We start from the raw sequence: 16,969 nt of genomic DNA on the forward strand, positions 1-16,969 counted from the left end.
CCTGTGGATAATTATCAAGATCACACAAAACAGTGTGGGAGCGGGCTTGCTCGCGAATGCGGTGTGTCAGTCAAAACAACTGCGACTGTCATACCGCATTCGCGAGCAAGCCCGCTCCCACATTTTTAACCGCGGTAATGCCTGAAAGTTACAGCTTGATCCAGGTCGATTTCAGCTCGGTGTACTTGTCGAACGCATGCAGCGACTTGTCGCGACCGTTACCCGACTGTTTGAAACCACCAAACGGCGCGGTCATGTCGCCGCCATCGTATTGGTTGACCCACACGCTACCGGCGCGCAAGGCCTTGGCAGTCAGGTGCGCCTTGGAAATATCAGCGGTCCACACGGCTGCGGCCAGGCCATAAACGGTGTCGTTGGCAATGGCGACCGCTTCTTCGGCGCTATCGAAAGTGATCACCGACAGCACTGGGCCGAAGATTTCTTCCTGGGCGATCTTCATGGCGTTGGTCACGCCGTCGAAAATCGTCGGCTCCACGTAGGTGCCACCGGTTTCTTGCAGGGTGCGCTTGCCGCCCGCCACCAGCTTGGCGCCGTCGGCATGGCCTGCTTCGATGTATGACAGCACGGTGTTCATCTGCTGGGTGTCCACCAGGGCACCGACGTTGGTCGCCGGGTCCAGCGGGTTGCCTGGCTTCCAGCCCTTGAGAGCCTCGATCACCAGCGGCAGGAATTTATCCTTGATGGAGCGCTCGACCAGCAGGCGCGAGCCGGCGGTGCAGACTTCACCCTGGTTGAAGGCGATGGCGCCCGCGGCAGATTCGGCGGCGGCTTGCAGGTCTGGCGCATCGGCAAACACGATGTTCGGGCTCTTGCCGCCCGCTTCCAGCCACACGCGCTTCATGTTCGACTCGCCGGAGCGGATCAACAGTTGCTTGGCGATTTTTGTGGAACCGGTAAACACCAGGGTGTCGACGTCCATGTGCAGCGCCAGCGCGTTGCCGACGGTGTGACCGTAGCCCGGCAGCACGTTCAACACGCCTTTTGGAATGCCGGCTTCAACCGCCAGGGCCGCGATGCGGATGGCCGTCAGTGGGGATTTTTCGGACGGCTTGAGGATCACCGAGTTACCGGTGGACAGCGCAGGGCCGAGTTTCCAGCACGCCATCATCAGCGGGAAGTTCCACGGCACGATGGCACCCACTACGCCGACCGGCTCGCGGGTCACCAGGCCCAACTGGTTGTGCGGGGTGGCGGCGACTTCGTCGTAAATCTTGTCGATCGCCTCGCCGCTCCAGCTAAGGGCGTTGGCGGCGCCAGGCACGTCAATTCCCAGGGAGTCGGAAATCGGCTTGCCCATGTCCAGGGTTTCGAGCAGCGCCAGCTCTTCGGCATTGGCGTTGAGCAGCGCGGCGAAACGGATCATGACGGCTTTGCGCTTGGCCGGCGCCAGGCGCGACCAGACACCGGAATTGAACGTCGCGCGGGCGTTTTCGACAGCACGCTGGGCGTCGGCGGCGTCACAGCTGGCAACGGTGGTCAGCAAGCGGCCATCGACCGGGCTGATGCATTCGAACGTGTCACCGGAAACAGCAGCGGTGTACTCACCATTGATGTAGGCGCGGCCTTCGATCTTCAGATCCTTGGCGCGTTGTTCCCAATCGGCACGGGTCAGGGTGGTCATGCGAGTGTCCTCCTCTTATTGAATACAAGGGCCAGGTGATGTCCCCCGGCAGCCTCAAAGAATTCTTGCCCGGCCAGCCTGCTGTTCGGCTCAAGGCAGCTGCCACCCTAAACCAGCGGCTGGGGGTGTTTCAATATATTTGACATAACGGCGGTAAACGCCCTTGCGATGTTCATTTTAATAAACATAGACTTTGGACTCTCCAACCGCAGGCCAGACGGGACACGCACATGAGCATCCAGGATATCGTCGACTTCAGCCAAGCCAACACCGCCCCGGACCGCTACCGCCCGGCCGCCGAAAAAATTCTCAAGGGCGACCCCGAGCAGACCCTTTATAACCACTACAACAGCCCGTGCGGCCAGATGAGCGCCGGCGTGTGGGAAGGTGAAGTCGGGCAGTGGAAGGTCAATTACAGCGAGCATGAGTATTGCGAGATTGTGCAGGGGGTTTCGGTACTGCGTGATGCCGATGGCAATGCCAAGACCTTGCGTGCCGGCGACCGCTTCGTGATCCCCGCCGGGTTCAGCGGCACCTGGGAAGTGCTGGAGCCGTGCCGCAAGATCTACGTAGTGTTCGAGCAGAAAGCCTGATCAGCGCATTTCAGACAAAAAAAAGCCCGTCTCGTGAGAGACGGGCTTTTTTTCACAAGGAAGAAAATCAATTACTTGATTTTGCCTTCTTTGTAGATCACGTGCTTGCGAACGCGCGGGTCGAACATTTTCTTTTCGAGCTTGTCCGGGGTAGTACGCTTGTTCTTGTCGGTAGTGTAGAAGTGACCAGTACCGGCGCTAGAGATCATTCGAATCAATTCACGCATGATAAAGCTCCTTAAATCTTGCCAGCGGCGCGGATTTCGGCCAGCACGACAGTGATGCCACGCTTGTCGATGATACGCATGCCTTTGGCAGATACACGCAGGCGAACAAAACGTTTCTCTTCTTCAACCCAGAAGCGGTGATGCTGCAGGTTCGGCAGGAAACGACGACGGGTTTTGTTATTTGCGTGGGAAATGTTATTCCCAGTCACCGGACCCTTACCGGTAACTTGACAGACTCTCGACATGCCTCAGCCCTCTAAAACCACATGCCCAACCCGGCATGGGTTGGCCGCTTAATCTCTCAGTCATTTGGCGCCAGGCGCCGCGTTTCTTTAAGGGTCTTACCGGCTACACCTACAGTGAAGGAACCGGGCCCCTAGAAAAGAGCGCTGCTTTATACCAGAAAGACCCTGATGCAACAACAGCCCGTGTGTTTTTACCGGCGTAAATCTTGGCAATAGATGCCCGAACCGTTGCCAGGAGGGGCCGCTGCAACAGCCGACCACTCGTCGCACAGAATGATTTACCGCGCCCGCCGGCACACAAAAGTGCAAGACGAAACGCGCTGAGGCGCCATCAAAACAGCATTCGCGCCAAAAGCACAGGCAAAAATGGGCTAGTCATTTATCAATCAGACCACTACGGTAGGCTTTTTCCAGACTGCACTCGCAGATGGGCCTTCGATCTGCAAAGGAAACCGAATATGCGCCTCGCTGCCCTACCCCTATTGCTCGCCCCTCTATTTATCGCGCCGCTGGCCTCTGCGGCCACTAATTTGAGCGTTTGCACCGAGGCCAGCCCCGAAGGGTTCGATGTGGTGCAGTACAACTCGCTGACCACCACCAATGCCTCGGCCGACGTGCTGATGAACCGCCTGGTGGACTACGACGCCACCGCCGGCAAACTGGTGCCGAGCCTGGCGGACAGCTGGGAAGTGTCGCCGGACGGGCTGGTGTACACCTTCAAGCTGCACCCTGACGTGAAATTCCACCGCACCGAGTATTTCACCCCAAGCCGCACCCTGACGGCCGAAGACGTGCGCTTCAGTTTTGAGCGCATGCTCGACCCTGCCAACCCATGGCACAAGATCGCCCAGAGCGGCTTCCCCCATGCGCAGTCGCTGCAATTGCCCACACTGGTCAAGAAGATCGACGCCCTGGACCCATTGACCGTGCGCTTCACCCTGGATCACGCCGATTCCACTTTCCTCGCCGCGTTGAGCATGGGTTTTGCCTCGATCTACCCGGCCGAATACGCCGACAAGCTGCTCAAGGCCGGCACGCCCGAAAAACTCAACAGCCAGCCAATCGGCACCGGCCCGTTCGTGTTTGTACGGTTCCAGAAAGACGCCGTGGTCCGCTATAAAGCCAACCCGGATTACTTTGCCGGCAAACCGGCTGTGGATAACTTGATCTTCGCCATCACCCCGGATGCCAACGTGCGCCTGCAAAAGCTGCACCGCGATGAATGCCAGATCGCCCTGTCACCCAAGCCACTGGATGTGGGTGAGGCCGAGAAAGATCCCGCGCTCAAAGTAGAAAAAACCCCGGCCTTCATGACCGCATTCGTCGCGATCAACAGCCAGCACCCGCCGCTGGACAAGCCCGAAGTGCGCCAGGCGATCAACCTGGCTTTCGACAAAGGCAGCTACCTCAAGGCCGTATTTGAAGGCACAGCCGAAGCGGCCAATGGCATTTACCCACCCAATACCTGGAGCTACGCCAAGGACTTGCCGGGTTATCCACAGGACATCGCCAAGGCCAAAACGCTGCTGGAAAGAGCCGGACTCAAGAATGGCTTCAAGACCACCATCTGGACTCGCCCCACCGGCAGCCTGCTGAACCCCAACCCCAACCTCGGCGCTCAGTTGCTGCAAGCGGACCTGGCCAAGGTCGGCATCCAGGCCGAGATTCGCGTGATCGAGTGGGGCGAACTGATCCGCCGCGCCAAAGCCGGCGAACATGACCTGTTGTTCATGGGCTGGGCCGGTGACAATGGCGACCCGGATAACTTCCTCACCCCGCAGTTCTCGTGCGCAGCGGTAAAATCCGGCACCAACTTCGCCCGCTACTGCGACCCGACCCTGGACAAGCTGATCAGCGCCGGCAAGACCACCAGTGAACAAGGTGTGCGCAGCAAGCTCTACCAACAGGCCCAGGCACAGATTCAGCAGCAGGCCCTGTGGCTGCCATTGGCGCACCCCACTGCGTTCGCTCTGGCACGCAAGAATATCAATGGCTATCAGGTGAGCCCATTTGGGCGCCAGGACTTCTCCAAGGTCAGCGTCAAGCCTTGAGAGCCGGCCCCGTCCCAATGGGCGGGGCTATAACCACCCGTATTCCGCCATCGACAGCGGGTCGCCATCGCCCACGATGATGTGGTCGAGCACCCGCACATCCACCGACTCCAAGGCCTTCTGCAATATCTTGGTTAATTTTCGATCAGCCGCACTCGGTTCGACGCTCCCGGACGGATGGTTATGGCACAGGATCAGCGCCGCCGCGTTGTAAGCGAGCGCGCGCTTGACCACTTGTCGCGGATAAACGATGGCCGTGTCGATGGTGCCCTCAAACAGCGCCTCAAAGCCCAGCACCCGGTGCTTTGAGTCAAGAAACAGGCAGCCGAATATCTCGTGGGGCTCGTGGCGCAGCAACGCCTTAAGGTACTCACGTACGGCCAGCGGGCTTTCCAGTACCGAGTCGTCACGCAAGCGTTCGGCCATATGCCGCCGAGACATTTCCAGCACCGCCTGCAACTGGGCAAATTTCGCCGGCCCCAGCCCCAAGTGCTGGCTGAACAGGGTCTGGCTGGCCTCCAACAGCGGGCGCAGACCACCGAATTGCGCCAATAGATGGCGCGCCAGGTCGACTGCGCTTCTGCCGGAAACCCCGGTACGCAGGAAGATCGCCAACAACTCGGCATCCGAAAGACTCGCCGCGCCCCATTCCAAAAGCTTCTCCCGTGGGCGTTCCGCCACAGGCCAATCGCGAATACTCATCCCGCCTCCCTCTGCACGCGCGCCGCTGTTGCCTGGCGGTCGCTGTGTTATCTTAAGCCCTCTTTTTTGCATGTGATTTCCCCTGGGGAGGGGGCATCGCAGGCGTCACTGAACCGGCATCACTGAACTGGAAAGGCAAACCAATGCAGCGTCTGTATCGGAAACGCATCGTTCTCGGCGTCGGCGGCGGCATTGCCGCCTACAAGAGCGCAGAACTGGTTCGCAGGCTCCTGGACCAGGGCGCCGAAGTGCGCGTGGTCATGACCCGTGGTGGCAGTGAGTTCATCACCCCGCTGACCATGCAGGCCCTGTCTGGCCACCCGGTTCACCTGGACCTGTTGGACCCGGCGGCCGAAGCCGCCATGGGCCACATCGAGCTGGCCAAATGGGCCGACCTGGTGTTGATCGCCCCGGCCACCGCCGACCTGATCGCCCGCCTGGCCCAGGGCATCGCCGATGACCTGCTGACCACTCTGGTACTGGCCACCGACGCCACCGTCGCCATCGCACCGGCCATGAACCAGGCCATGTGGCGCGACCCGGCCACCCAGGCCAACACCCAACTCCTGCAAAGCCGTGGCCTCAAAGTGTTTGGCCCGGCTTCGGGCAGCCAGGCCTGTGGCGACGTGGGCATGGGCCGCATGCTTGAGGCCACCGACCTCGCGCTGTGCGCCGCCGAGTGCTTTCAGCACCTGGCTCTCACGGGCAAACATGTGCTGATTACCGCCGGCCCGACCCAGGAAAACATCGACCCGGTGCGTTACATCACCAACCATAGCTCAGGAAAAATGGGCTTTGCCTTGGCCGAAGCCGCGGTCGAGGCAGGCGCACGCGTCACCCTGATCACCGGCCCGGTGCACTTGCCAACACCCGATCGCGTCACGCGAATCGACGTAGTCAGCGCCCGGGACATGCTGGCGGCCTGTGAAGCGGCCATTCCCTGCGACCTGTTTATCGCCTCGGCAGCGGTTGCAGACTACCGCCCGGAGGTTGTCGCCCCGCAAAAGCTTAAGAAAGACCCTACAAGCGGCGACGGCCTGCTCCTGCAAATGGTGCGCAACCCGGACATCCTCGCCACCATCGCCACGCGCCCGGACCGCCCGTTCAGCGTCGGTTTCGCCGCCGAAACCGAGCACTTGCTGGACTACGCCGCACGCAAGTTGAAAGACAAAAACCTCGACTTGATCGTTGCCAATGATGTCGCCAACCCGAGCATCGGCTTCAACAGCGAGGAAAACGCCTGCAGCGTGATCGACCGCGAGCTGCACGCCACCCTTTTCGCCCAGACCAGCAAGGGCAAGATTGCCCGTCAACTGATCTCATTTATCGCCCAACGGCTGAACCAGGTTTAATTTACATGCACGCTTTGCAAGCCAAGATCCTCGACCCCCGCATCGGCAACGAATTTCCTCTGCCGGCCTACGCCACTCCAGGCTCCGCCGGCCTGGACCTGCGCGCCATGCTCAAGCAAGACACCGTGCTTGAGCCGGGCCAGACAATCCTGATTCCTACCGGCCTGTCGATCTACGTCGGCGACCCAGGCCTGGCGGCATTGATCCTGCCGCGCTCCGGCCTGGGCCACAAACATGGCATCGTGCTGGGCAACCTCGTAGGCCTGATCGATTCGGACTATCAGGGCGAATTGATGGTGTCGTGCTGGAACCGTGGCAACACCGCGTTCAACATCGCTGTCGGCGAGCGCATCGCCCAGTTGGTGCTGGTACCGGTGGTACAGGCACACTTCGAACTGGTGCAGGAGTTCGACGAAACTCAGCGCGGCGCAGGTGGTTTTGGGCATTCCGGCAGCCACTGACTAAGCTGAACCTTGCCGGACGCATTTGTCCGGCAAGACGCCACCGCATGGCTATTCAGGATGAAGAATGTGCGGATTTATTCAGCGAGATTTCCATAATGAAATCATTGCATTACGCATTTTCTGAAAGTGCATCGACACGCCGATGGCATTTTTGCACCACGAACTCTCTGCCGAAAACACCGTCATACCCTTCAGTTTGAGCCTGCCGGTCAGCCACTTTAAGGCCAGCTTTGCCCCCTTCAGATGGAGTTCACCCCCGCGATGAGTACCGCAGCCCGAGTAGCCCCGACATTCCCCGACAGCATCTTCCGCGCCTACGACATTCGTGGCGTCGTGCCCAAGACCCTGACCGCCGAAACCGCCTACTGGATCGGCCGCGCCATCGGTGCCCAGAGCCTGGCCCAGGGCGAGCCCAATGTCTCGGTAGGCCGTGATGGCCGCTTGTCCGGCCCGGAGTTGGTGGAACAACTGATCCAGGGCCTCGCCGACAGCGGTTGCCACGTCAGCGACGTCGGCCTGGTGCCGACACCGGCGCTGTACTACGCGGCCAACGTACTGGCTGGCAAGTCAGGGGTGATGCTCACCGGCAGCCATAACCCGTCGGACTACAACGGCTTCAAGATCGTGATCGCCGGTGACACCCTGGCCAACGAACAGATCCAGGCCCTGCACGATCGCCTCAAGACCAACGACCTGACCAGCGGCAAAGGCAGCGTCACCAAAGTCGACATCCTGCAACGCTACTCTGACCAGATCACCGGCGACGTCAAACTCGCGCGCCGCCTGAAAGTGGTGGTGGACTGCGGCAACGGCGCGGCTGGCGTGATCGCTCCGCAACTGCTCGAAGCCCTCAACTGTGAAGTGATCCCGCTATTCTGCGACGTCGACGGCAACTTCCCCAACCATCACCCGGACCCAGGCAAGCCTGAAAACCTGGTGGACTTGATCGCCAAGGTCAAGGAAACCGGCGCCGACGTGGGCCTGGCTTTCGACGGTGACGGCGACCGTGTTGGCGTGGTGACCAACACCGGCGAAAACGTGTTCGCCGACCGCCTGCTGATGCTGTTTGCCCGTGATGTGGTGGCGCGCAACGCCAACGCCGAAATCATCTTCGACGTGAAGTGCACCCGCCGCCTCACGCCGCTGATCAAGGAATATGGCGGTCGCCCGCTAATGTGGAAGACCGGTCATTCGTTGATCAAAAAGAAAATGAAGGAAACCGGCGCACTGTTGGCCGGTGAAATGAGCGGCCACGTGTTCTTCAAAGAGCGCTGGTTCGGTTTTGACGACGGCATTTACAGCGCCGCCCGCCTGCTGGAGATCCTCAGCAAGGAAAAATCCACGGCGCAGGAGCTGTTTCAGACCTTCCCGAACGATATTTCTACGCCAGAGATCAATATACATGTGACCGAGGAGAGCAAATTCAGCATCATTGACGCACTGCACGATGCGCAATGGGGCGAAGGCGCCAACCTGACCACCATTGATGGTGTGCGAGTCGATTACGCCAAAGGCTGGGGCCTGGTTCGCGCATCCAACACCACGCCGGTGCTGGTCCTGCGCTTCGAGGCGGATACCGAGGCGCAGTTGCAGCGCATCAAGGACGTGTTCCACGCCCAGTTGAAACGTGTTGCCCCTGATCTCCAATTACCGTTCTGATTTTTTACCGGAGCCCTGAATGACCCTCGAACGCGAAGCCGCTGCCAATACTGCCAAGGTCCTGTCCGAAGCGTTGCCTTACATTCGACGCTACGTCGGCAAGACGCTGGTGATCAAGTACGGCGGCAATGCCATGGAAAGCGACGAGCTGAAAACCGGTTTTGCCCGCGACATCGTGTTGATGAAAGCCGTGGGGATCAACCCGGTGGTCGTCCATGGTGGCGGCCCGCAAATCGGCGACCTGCTCAAGCGCTTGTCGATCGAGAGCCACTTCATCGATGGCATGCGCGTCACTGACGCGCAAACCATGGACGTGGTGGAAATGGTCCTGGGTGGCCAGGTCAACAAGGACATCGTCAACCTGATCAACCGCCACGGCGGCAGCGCCATCGGCCTGACCGGCAAGGACGCGGAGCTGATCCGCGCGAAAAAACTGACGGTGACCCGCCAGACGCCGGAAATGACCCAGCCGGAAATCATCGACATCGGCCAGGTAGGCGAAGTGATCGGCATCAACACCGACTTGCTCAACCTGTTGGTCAAGGGCGATTTCATTCCGGTGATCGCGCCAATCGGCGTGGGCGCCAACGGTGAGTCCTACAATATCAACGCCGATCTGGTGGCCGGTAAGGTGGCTGAAGCACTGAAAGCCGAGAAGCTGATGCTGCTGACCAACATCGCCGGCCTGATGGATAAGGAAGGCAAGGTGTTGACCGGTTTGACCACTCAACAAGTGGACGAACTGATCGCCGATGGCACCATCTACGGCGGCATGCTGCCGAAGATCCGCTGCGCGCTGGAAGCCGTGCAAGGCGGCGTGGGCAGCTCGCTGATCCTGGATGGCCGCGTGCCGAATGCGATCCTGCTGGAAATTTTCACCGATACCGGTGTGGGCACGCTGATCAGTAACCGCAAGCGTCCTTAAACGGCGAAAACAAAAGGCCCCGCTCAATACAGTTGAGCGGGGCCTTTTGTGGGTACTCGGTCCAAATGTGGGAGCGGGCTTGCTCGCTCCCACACAAGCCCGCTCCCACAGGTGTTCCGTGTCAGACGCCGAATTGCTCGCGATACGCACGCACCGCCGGCAAATGCTGCTTGAGCTGCGCGTCATCTTCCAGGTATTGCAGCACCTGGTTCAGCGACACGATGCTCACCACCGGAATACCGAAATCACGCTCCACTTCCTGGATTGCCGACAGCTCACCGTTGCCGCGCTCCTGGCGGTTCAGCGCGATCAGAACGCCGGCGGCCTTGGCGCCTTCCTGGGACGCGATGATCTGCATCACTTCACGGATGGCGGTACCGGCGGTGATCACGTCATCGATGATCAGCACGTCGCCCTTGAGCGGGGCACCGACCAGGCTGCCGCCTTCGCCATGGGCCTTTGCCTCTTTGCGGTTGAAGCACCATGGCAAATCCAGCTCATGATGTTCAGCCAAAGCCACCGCCGTAGCGGCCGCCAAAGGGATGCCCTTGTAGGCTGGGCCGAACAGCACGTCGAAGGAAATACCGCTGTCGACGATGGCGGCCGCGTAGAAACGACCCAACTGAGCGAGGGCCGAACCCGAGTTGAACAAGCCTGCATTGAAGAAGTAAGGGCTGGTGCGCCCGGACTTCAACGTGAACTCACCGAAGCGTAAAACGCCGCGATCGATGGCAAAACGAATGAAATCGCGTTGATACGCCTGCATGAAAAAAGCCTCAGATACCACGGATTTAGCTAATTAGGTAGACGGCGTGTATCATACACGCACGCGATTTTTGGGGCCATTTATGCGGATCATCAGTGTGAACGTCAATGGTATTCAGGCTGCAGTCGAGCGTGGTTTGCTCAGTTGGCTGCAAGCACAGAATGCCGACGTCATCTGCCTGCAGGACACCCGCGCCTCCGCCTTTGAACTGGACGACCCAGCCTTCCAACTGGATGGCTACTTCCTTTATGCCTGTGATGCCGAAGTCCCTGCCCAAGGTGGCGTGGCTCTGTACTCACGGTTGCAACCCAAGGCGGTCATCAGCGGCCTCGGCTTCGAGACAGCCGACCGCTACGGGCGCTACCTGCAAGCCGATTTCGACAAGGTCAGCATCGCGACCTTGCTGCTTCCTTCGGGGCAGAACGGCGATGAAGACTTGAACCAGAAGTTCAAGCTAATGGACGATTTCGCCCGTTATCTGGATAAACAGCGACGCAAACGTCGCGAGTACATTTACTGTGGCTCGCTGTACGTGGCGCAACAGAAGCTGGATATCAAGAACTGGCGCGACAGCCAGCAATCCCCGGGTTTCCTGGCGCCTGAACGGGCCTGGATGGACGAGATTGTCGGCAACATGGGCTATGTGGATGCCCTGCGCGAAGTCAGCCGTGAAGGCGACCAGTACAGCTGGTGGCCGGATAACGAACAGGCTGAGATGCTCAACCTGGGTTGGCGTTTCGACTACCAGTTGCTGACCCCGGGTCTGCGCCGGTTCGTTCGCAGCGCACGCCTGCCGCGCCAGCCGCGCTTCTCGCAGCATGCGCCGCTGATCGTGGACTACGACTGGACGCTGACCATCTAAGGTCTTTTTCCAGGCACAAAAAAACCGACATCGCTGTCGGTTTTTTTGTGCCTGCTCATTATTTGACCACTCGCCAGGTCAAGGGGTAGCGATAGGCAATCCCCTTGTTGGCCTTGATGCTGCCGATGATCGTCAGCACCACCGTGGCAATGGCCAGGGCGACCATCAGGAAAAACCCGATTACCGCGAAGGCCAGCACGATGCACACCATCCAGGCGATGGCCACGGTGATCTGGAAGTTCAGGGCTTCCTTGCCCTGATCATCAATGAACGGGTCCACTTCCTTCTTCATCTGCCACAGGATCAGCGGCCCCACGACACTGCCGAAGGGGAACACAAACCCCAGAAACGCCGCGAGATGACACAACATGGCTCCCTGGCGCACTTCGTAGGAAGGCGTAGGTGCGGGCAACTGGCTGTCATTCATGGCGCTTCTCCTTGAGGCGGGCTCAGTCGGCCAGGGCGGCGTTCTGCAGTTCGAAGATTTCGGCCATGCCTTTCTGGGCCAGGGCGAGCATGGCGTTCAGGTCGGCCGGCTGGAATGGCGCGCCTTCAGCGGTGCCCTGCACTTCGATGAAACCACCGGTGCTGGTCATCACCACGTTCAGGTCGGTCTCGGCAGCCGAGTCTTCCAGGTAGTCCAGGTCCAGCACAGGCTCGCCCTGATACATGCCAACCGACACGGCAGCGATCATCTGCTTGAGCGGGTCGCCGCCTTTGAGGCCGCCGCGCTTCTTGATCACTTTAAGCGCATCAACCAGGGCCACCATGGCGCCAGTGATGGAGGCGGTGCGGGTGCCGCCGTCCGCCTGGATGACGTCGCAGTCGACGTACAGGGTCACGTCGCCCAGCTTGGACATGTCCAGGGCGGCGCGCAGCGAGCGGCCGATAAGGCGCTGGATTTCGAGGGTGCGGCCGCCTTGCTTGCCACGGCTGGCTTCACGCTGGTTACGCTCGCCGGTGGCGCGCGGCAGCATGCCGTATTCGGCAGTCAACCAACCCTGGCCCTGACCCTTGAGGAAACGCGGCACGCCGTTTTCGACGCTGACGGTGCAAATCACCTTGGTATCGCCAAACTCGACCAGTACAGATCCCTCGGCGTGTTTGGTGTAGTTGCGGGTGATGCGGATCGAGCGGAGCTGATCGGCAGCGCGACCACTTGGACGTTTCATAGGGGATACCTGTACGAAGGACGAAAAACTGCCGAGCATTATAGAGCCGCGAACCGTTTCGGGGCACTTCTAAAAAATTCGGTTACGAATGTTCAGACTATTGCCCATTGTTTGGGCGCGCTCGCCCCACTGCGCTACAATCCTGCGCCTTCGCAGCCTGTCGGCTTCAATTTACTCATCAGCCCGCTGTGCGGGACTGCATCGCGAGGTACTTCCATGGTGCACAGCATGACCGCCTTCGCCCGCGTCGAAAAAGCCGGCGTCCAGGGCACCCTGAGCTGGGAACTGCGCTCGGTCAACAGCCGTTACCTGGAGCCGCACCTGCGCCTGCCGGAGTCGTTCCGCGACCTCGAGGGCGCCGTGCGTGAAGCGTTGCGCCAGGGTATCTCGCGGGGCAAGCTGGAATGCACCCTGCGGTTTACCGAAGAAACCACCGGCAAGCCGCTGCAGATCGACCGTGACCGCGCCGCGCAGCTGGTAGCCGCCGCCGAAACCATCGCCGGCCTGATCAAACAACCTGCTGCGCTGAACCCGCTGGAAGTGCTGGCCTGGCCCGGCGTGCTGGTGGCCGACGCCACCGACCCGCAAGCCCTGAACGCCGAAGCCCTCGCGCTGTTCACCCAGGGATTGAAAGAGCTCAAGGCCGGCCGCGAGCGCGAAGGCGCCGAACTGGCCCGCCTGATCAATGAGCGCCTGACTTCGATCGAAGAAGATGTGGTCACCCTGCGCGAGCTGGTGCCGCAGATGCTCGCCACTCAGCGCCAAAAGGTCCTGGACCGCTTCACCGACATGAAGGCCGACCTCGACCCCGTGCGCCTGGAGCAGGAAATGGTGCTGCTGGCGCAAAAAAGCGACGTGGCCGAAGAACTCGACCGCCTGAGCACCCACATCCTTGAAGTGCGCCGCGTGCTCAAATCAGCGGGTGCCGCCGGTCGGCGCCTGGACTTCCTGATGCAGGAACTCAACCGCGAAGCCAATACACTGGGCTCCAAGGCGTTTGATCCGCGCAGCACTACGGCTGCGGTCAACCTCAAAGTGTTGATCGAGCAGATGCGCGAACAAGTACAGAATATTGAGTAAGGCAACTTCCATGACCCACAGCACCGGCACCCTTTACATCATTTCCGCCCCTTCGGGCGCGGGCAAAAGCAGCCTGGTCAAAGCCTTGACCGACGCCGACGAACACATCCGCATCTCGGTCTCGCACACCACCCGCGCCATGCGCCCAGGTGAAGTGAACGGCGTGCACTATCACTTCGTCGAGCGCACCGAATTCGTCAAGATGATCGAACACGGCGACTTCCTGGAACGCGCCGAAGTGTTCGGCAACCTCTATGGCACCTCGCAAAGCCACCTGCAGCAGACGCTGGACGAAGGCCACGATCTGATCCTGGAAATCGACTGGCAGGGCGCCGAACAAGTGCGCCAGTTGATGCCCAAGGCGCGCTCCATCTTCATCCTGCCGCCGTCTTTGGAAGCGCTGCACCAGCGCCTGACCAACCGTGGCCAGGACAGCGATGAGATCATCGAAGGCCGCATGCGTGAAGCCGTCAGCGAAATGAGCCACTACGTCGACTATGACTACCTGATCATCAATGACGATTTTGCCCACGCACTGGATGATTTAAAGGCGATTTTCCGCACCAATCAGCTCCAGCAAAAGCGTCAGCAGCAGCGTTTTGGCAAATTACTCGCCGAACTGCTCGGTTGATTGGCTCTTCCCAAAACCGCTGCAAGGGCTTTACATTGGCACTTGTAGCGCTTTTGCGAGGACGCGTGGAAAATCAGCGCTTCCCTAAACGCTGGTGATTTTTTAAACTGTTTAGTCCGCTCGCCCAACCGGGCAGCGCGCATCTTGCATTCGCTCCGAGGAATACCATGGCCCGCGTAACCGTTGAAGACTGCCTAGAACACGTGGATAACCGCTTTGAGCTGGTCATGCTCTCTACCAAGCGTGCCCGTCAACTGGCCACCGGCGGCAAAGAGCCCCTGGTCCAGTGGGAAAACGACAAGCCTACCGTTGTAGCCCTGCGTGAAATCGCTGAAGGCCTGATGAGCTACGAGTTCATCGCCAACGCTGAAATCGTTGAAGACGAACCGCTGTTTGCAGCGTTCGAGGACGAGTCCAACGAGGCCGTCTAAGCCTATGCCTGGTCGACGTAGCACGGCGCAGGGTCACAGCCAACGGCAGGAGTTCATACTTTGCCGAGCATAGACGCCCTCGCCGATCGCTTATCGGCCTACCTCGGCCCAGACCAGGTCAACCTGGTCCGCCGAGCGTATTTCTACGCCGAACAAGCCCACGACGGCCAACGCCGCCGAAGCGGTGAGGCGTATGTCACCCATCCTCTTGCGGTGGCAAATATTCTTGCCGACATGCACATGGACCATCAGAGCCTGATGGCCGCGATGCTGCATGACGTGATCGAAGACACCGGCATCGCCAAGGAAGCGCTCAGCGCGCAATTTGGTGAAACCGTGGCCGAACTGGTCGACGGGGTCAGCAAACTGACCCAGATGAACTTCGAGACCAAGGCCGAAGCCCAGGCAGAAAACTTCCAGAAAATGGCCATGGCCATGGCGCGGGATATCCGTGTGATTCTGGTCAAGCTGGCCGATCGGCTGCACAACATGCGCACGCTGGAAGTGCTGTCCGGCGAAAAACGCCGGCGCATCGCCAAGGAAACCCTGGAAATCTACGCGCCCATCGCCAATCGGCTGGGCATGCATGCCATTCGTATCGAATTCGAAGACCTCGGCTTCAAGGCCATGCACCCAATGCGCTCGGCGCGCATCTACCAGGCGGTCAAGCGCGCACGGGGTAACCGCAAGGAAATCGTCAACAAGATCGAAGAGTCGCTGAGCCACTGCCTGGCGATCGACGAGATTGAAGGCGAAGTCAGCGGCCGGCAGAAGCACATCTACGGTATCTACAAGAAGATGCGCGGCAAGCGCCGGGCCTTCAACGAGATCATGGACGTGTACGCGTTCCGGATCATCGTCGACAAGGTAGACACCTGCTACCGCGTGCTGGGCGCTGTACATAATCTGTACAAACCCTTGCCGGGGCGCTTCAAGGACTACATCGCCATTCCCAAGGCCAACGGCTATCAGTCGTTGCATACCACGCTGTTCGGTATGCACGGGGTGCCGATCGAGATACAGATCCGTACGCGGGAAATGGAAGAGATGGCCAACAATGGCATCGCCGCCCACTGGCTGTACAAGTCCAGCGGTGACGAACAGCCAAAGGGCACTCACGCCCGTGCTCGCCAGTGGGTCAAAGGCGTGCTGGAAATGCAGCAACGTGCCGGCAACTCCCTGGAATTTATCGAAAGCGTGAAGATCGACCTGTTCCCGGACGAGGTCTACGTGTTCACGCCCAAAGGCCGAATCATGGAGCTGCCCAAAGGCTCCACGGCGGTCGACTTTGCCTACGCGGTGCACACCGACGTCGGTAACAGCTGCATTGCCTGCCGGATCAACCGTCGCCTCGCACCGCTGTCCGAACCGCTGCAAAGCGGCTCCACGGTCGAGATTGTCAGTGCACCCGGCGCGCGCCCGAACCCGGCCTGGCTCAACTTCGTGGTTACCGGTAAAGCGCGGACACACATCCGCCACGCCCTGAAGTTGCAACGCCGCTCCGAATCCATCAGCCTCGGCGAACGCCTGCTGAACAAGGTCCTCAACGGTTTCGACAGCGCCCTGGACAAGATCCCGGCCGAGCGCGTGCAAGCGATGCTCCACGAGTACCGCCAGGAAACCATCGAGGACCTGCTGGAAGATATCGGCTTGGGCAACCGCATGGCCTATGTAGTCGCACGCCGCTTGCTCGGCGAAGGCGAACAGTTGCCAAGCCCGGAAGGCCCGCTGGCGATTCGCGGCACCGAAGGCCTGGTACTCAGCTACGCCAAATGCTGTACGCCGATCCCGGGCGACCCGATTGTCGGCCACCTGTCGGCGGGCAAAGGCATGGTGGTGCACCTGGACAACTGCCGCAATATCACCGAAATCCGCCACAACCCGGAGAAATGCATTCAGCTTTCCTGGGCCAAGGATGTCACCGGCGAATTCAACGTCGAGCTGCGTGTAGAGCTGGAGCATCAGCGCGGCCTGATCGCCTTGCTGGCCAGCAGCGTCAACGCGGCCGACGGCAATATCGAAAAAATCAGCATGGATGAACGCGACGGCCGCATCAGCGTGGTCCAGCTGGTGGTCAGCGTGCACGACCGCGTGCACCTGGCCCGCGTGATCAAGAAACTGCGCGCCCTGACCGGGGTGATCCGCATCACCCGCATGCGTGCATAGC

At 60.1% G+C, this 16,969-nt stretch carries 17 protein-coding genes and 1 pseudogene; 11 read left to right on the forward strand and 7 right to left on the reverse strand.

Annotated features, from left to right (window positions below):
- Positions 1-148: 148 nt before the first annotated feature.
- Positions 149-1,642 (reverse strand): aldehyde dehydrogenase, encoded by a 1,494-nt coding sequence (locus tag BFP92_RS27385; protein ID WP_065931898.1) that lies wholly within the window; start codon positions 1,640-1,642, stop codon positions 149-151.
- Between the two features lie 230 nt (positions 1,643-1,872).
- Between BFP92_RS27385 and BFP92_RS27390 the strand changes: the two genes are divergently transcribed.
- Positions 1,873-2,235 (forward strand): cupin domain-containing protein, encoded by a 363-nt coding sequence (locus BFP92_RS27390; protein WP_058421140.1) that lies wholly within the window; start codon positions 1,873-1,875, stop codon positions 2,233-2,235.
- Positions 2,236-2,306: 71 nt separating this feature from the next.
- On the opposite strand, the gene rpmG is transcribed toward BFP92_RS27390, so the two are convergent.
- Complete coding sequence (gene rpmG, locus BFP92_RS27395; protein WP_003176906.1) at positions 2,307-2,462, reverse strand: 50S ribosomal protein L33; 156 nt, start codon at positions 2,460-2,462, stop codon at positions 2,307-2,309.
- Between the two features lie 11 nt (positions 2,463-2,473).
- A complete protein-coding gene (gene rpmB, locus BFP92_RS27400) occupies positions 2,474-2,707 on the reverse strand; it encodes a 50S ribosomal protein L28 (protein WP_003176907.1) in 234 nt (77 codons plus the stop codon).
- 458 nt (positions 2,708-3,165) lie between these two features.
- On the opposite strand from rpmB, the gene BFP92_RS27405 reads away from it, so the two are divergent.
- Positions 3,166-4,758, forward strand: coding sequence for an ABC transporter substrate-binding protein (locus BFP92_RS27405; protein ID WP_056860831.1), 1,593 nt, complete (start codon positions 3,166-3,168; stop codon positions 4,756-4,758).
- A gap of 27 nt (positions 4,759-4,785) precedes the next feature.
- On the opposite strand, the gene radC is transcribed toward BFP92_RS27405, so the two are convergent.
- Entirely contained in the window at positions 4,786-5,460 is a 675-nt protein-coding gene (gene radC, locus BFP92_RS27410) for a RadC family protein (RefSeq protein WP_056860832.1), read from the reverse strand.
- A 143-nt stretch (positions 5,461-5,603) separates the two neighbouring features.
- Between radC and coaBC the strand changes: the two genes are divergently transcribed.
- The 4 genes and pseudogenes from coaBC to argB all read left to right on the forward strand — a co-directional run bounded on the left by coaBC (position 5,604) and on the right by argB (position 9,860).
- The gene (gene coaBC / locus BFP92_RS27415; protein WP_015886530.1) at positions 5,604-6,812 is read left to right on the forward strand and encodes a bifunctional phosphopantothenoylcysteine decarboxylase/phosphopantothenate--cysteine ligase CoaBC; all 1,209 of its coding nucleotides are present in this window, start codon (positions 5,604-5,606) and stop codon (positions 6,810-6,812) included.
- A 5-nt stretch (positions 6,813-6,817) separates the two neighbouring features.
- Positions 6,818-7,273 carry a dUTP diphosphatase gene (dut, locus tag BFP92_RS27420; protein WP_056860833.1) on the forward strand — a complete coding sequence of 152 codons (456 nt, stop codon included), beginning with the start codon at positions 6,818-6,820 and terminating at the stop codon, positions 7,271-7,273.
- A 240-nt stretch (positions 7,274-7,513) separates the two neighbouring features.
- Positions 7,514-8,935 (forward strand): annotated as a pseudogene (locus BFP92_RS27425) (phosphomannomutase/phosphoglucomutase); the annotation flags it as partial.
- Between the two features lie 19 nt (positions 8,936-8,954).
- Positions 8,955-9,860, forward strand: coding sequence for an acetylglutamate kinase (argB, locus tag BFP92_RS27430; protein ID WP_015886532.1), 906 nt, complete (start codon positions 8,955-8,957; stop codon positions 9,858-9,860).
- 121 nt (positions 9,861-9,981) lie between these two features.
- Here argB and pyrE read toward each other — a convergent pair whose 3' ends face one another.
- Complete coding sequence (pyrE, locus tag BFP92_RS27435) at positions 9,982-10,626, reverse strand: orotate phosphoribosyltransferase (protein ID WP_017135848.1); 645 nt, start codon at positions 10,624-10,626, stop codon at positions 9,982-9,984.
- An 82-nt stretch (positions 10,627-10,708) separates the two neighbouring features.
- Between pyrE and BFP92_RS27440 the strand changes: the two genes are divergently transcribed.
- Positions 10,709-11,488: an exodeoxyribonuclease III gene (locus BFP92_RS27440; protein ID WP_003176915.1), complete on the forward strand. Its 780-nt coding sequence runs from the start codon at positions 10,709-10,711 to the stop codon at positions 11,486-11,488.
- 58 nt (positions 11,489-11,546) lie between these two features.
- Here BFP92_RS27440 and BFP92_RS27445 read toward each other — a convergent pair whose 3' ends face one another.
- Positions 11,547-11,915 carry a DUF4870 domain-containing protein gene (locus BFP92_RS27445; RefSeq protein WP_065931900.1) on the reverse strand — a complete coding sequence of 123 codons (369 nt, stop codon included), beginning with the start codon at positions 11,913-11,915 and terminating at the stop codon, positions 11,547-11,549.
- A gap of 22 nt (positions 11,916-11,937) precedes the next feature.
- Positions 11,938-12,660, reverse strand: coding sequence for a ribonuclease PH (rph, locus tag BFP92_RS27450; protein ID WP_017253725.1), 723 nt, complete (start codon positions 12,658-12,660; stop codon positions 11,938-11,940).
- 216 nt (positions 12,661-12,876) lie between these two features.
- On the opposite strand from rph, the gene BFP92_RS27455 reads away from it, so the two are divergent.
- The 4 genes from BFP92_RS27455 (at position 12,877) to spoT (ending at position 16,968) form a co-directional block, all read left to right on the forward strand.
- Positions 12,877-13,740: a YicC/YloC family endoribonuclease gene (locus BFP92_RS27455; RefSeq protein ID WP_065931901.1), complete on the forward strand. Its 864-nt coding sequence runs from the start codon at positions 12,877-12,879 to the stop codon at positions 13,738-13,740.
- Positions 13,741-13,750: 10 nt separating this feature from the next.
- Positions 13,751-14,371 carry a guanylate kinase gene (gmk, locus tag BFP92_RS27460; RefSeq protein WP_065931902.1) on the forward strand — a complete coding sequence of 207 codons (621 nt, stop codon included), beginning with the start codon at positions 13,751-13,753 and terminating at the stop codon, positions 14,369-14,371.
- A 167-nt stretch (positions 14,372-14,538) separates the two neighbouring features.
- Complete coding sequence (gene rpoZ, locus BFP92_RS27465; RefSeq protein WP_003176920.1) at positions 14,539-14,802, forward strand: DNA-directed RNA polymerase subunit omega; 264 nt, start codon at positions 14,539-14,541, stop codon at positions 14,800-14,802.
- Between the two features lie 60 nt (positions 14,803-14,862).
- Entirely contained in the window at positions 14,863-16,968 is a 2,106-nt protein-coding gene (spoT, locus tag BFP92_RS27470; protein WP_056860838.1) for a bifunctional GTP diphosphokinase/guanosine-3',5'-bis pyrophosphate 3'-pyrophosphohydrolase, read from the forward strand.
- Position 16,969 lies beyond the last annotated feature (1 nt).

This window comes from Pseudomonas sp. 58 R 3 (genome assembly GCF_900006605.1).
Taxonomy (GTDB): domain Bacteria; phylum Pseudomonadota; class Gammaproteobacteria; order Pseudomonadales; family Pseudomonadaceae; genus Aquipseudomonas; species Aquipseudomonas salomonii.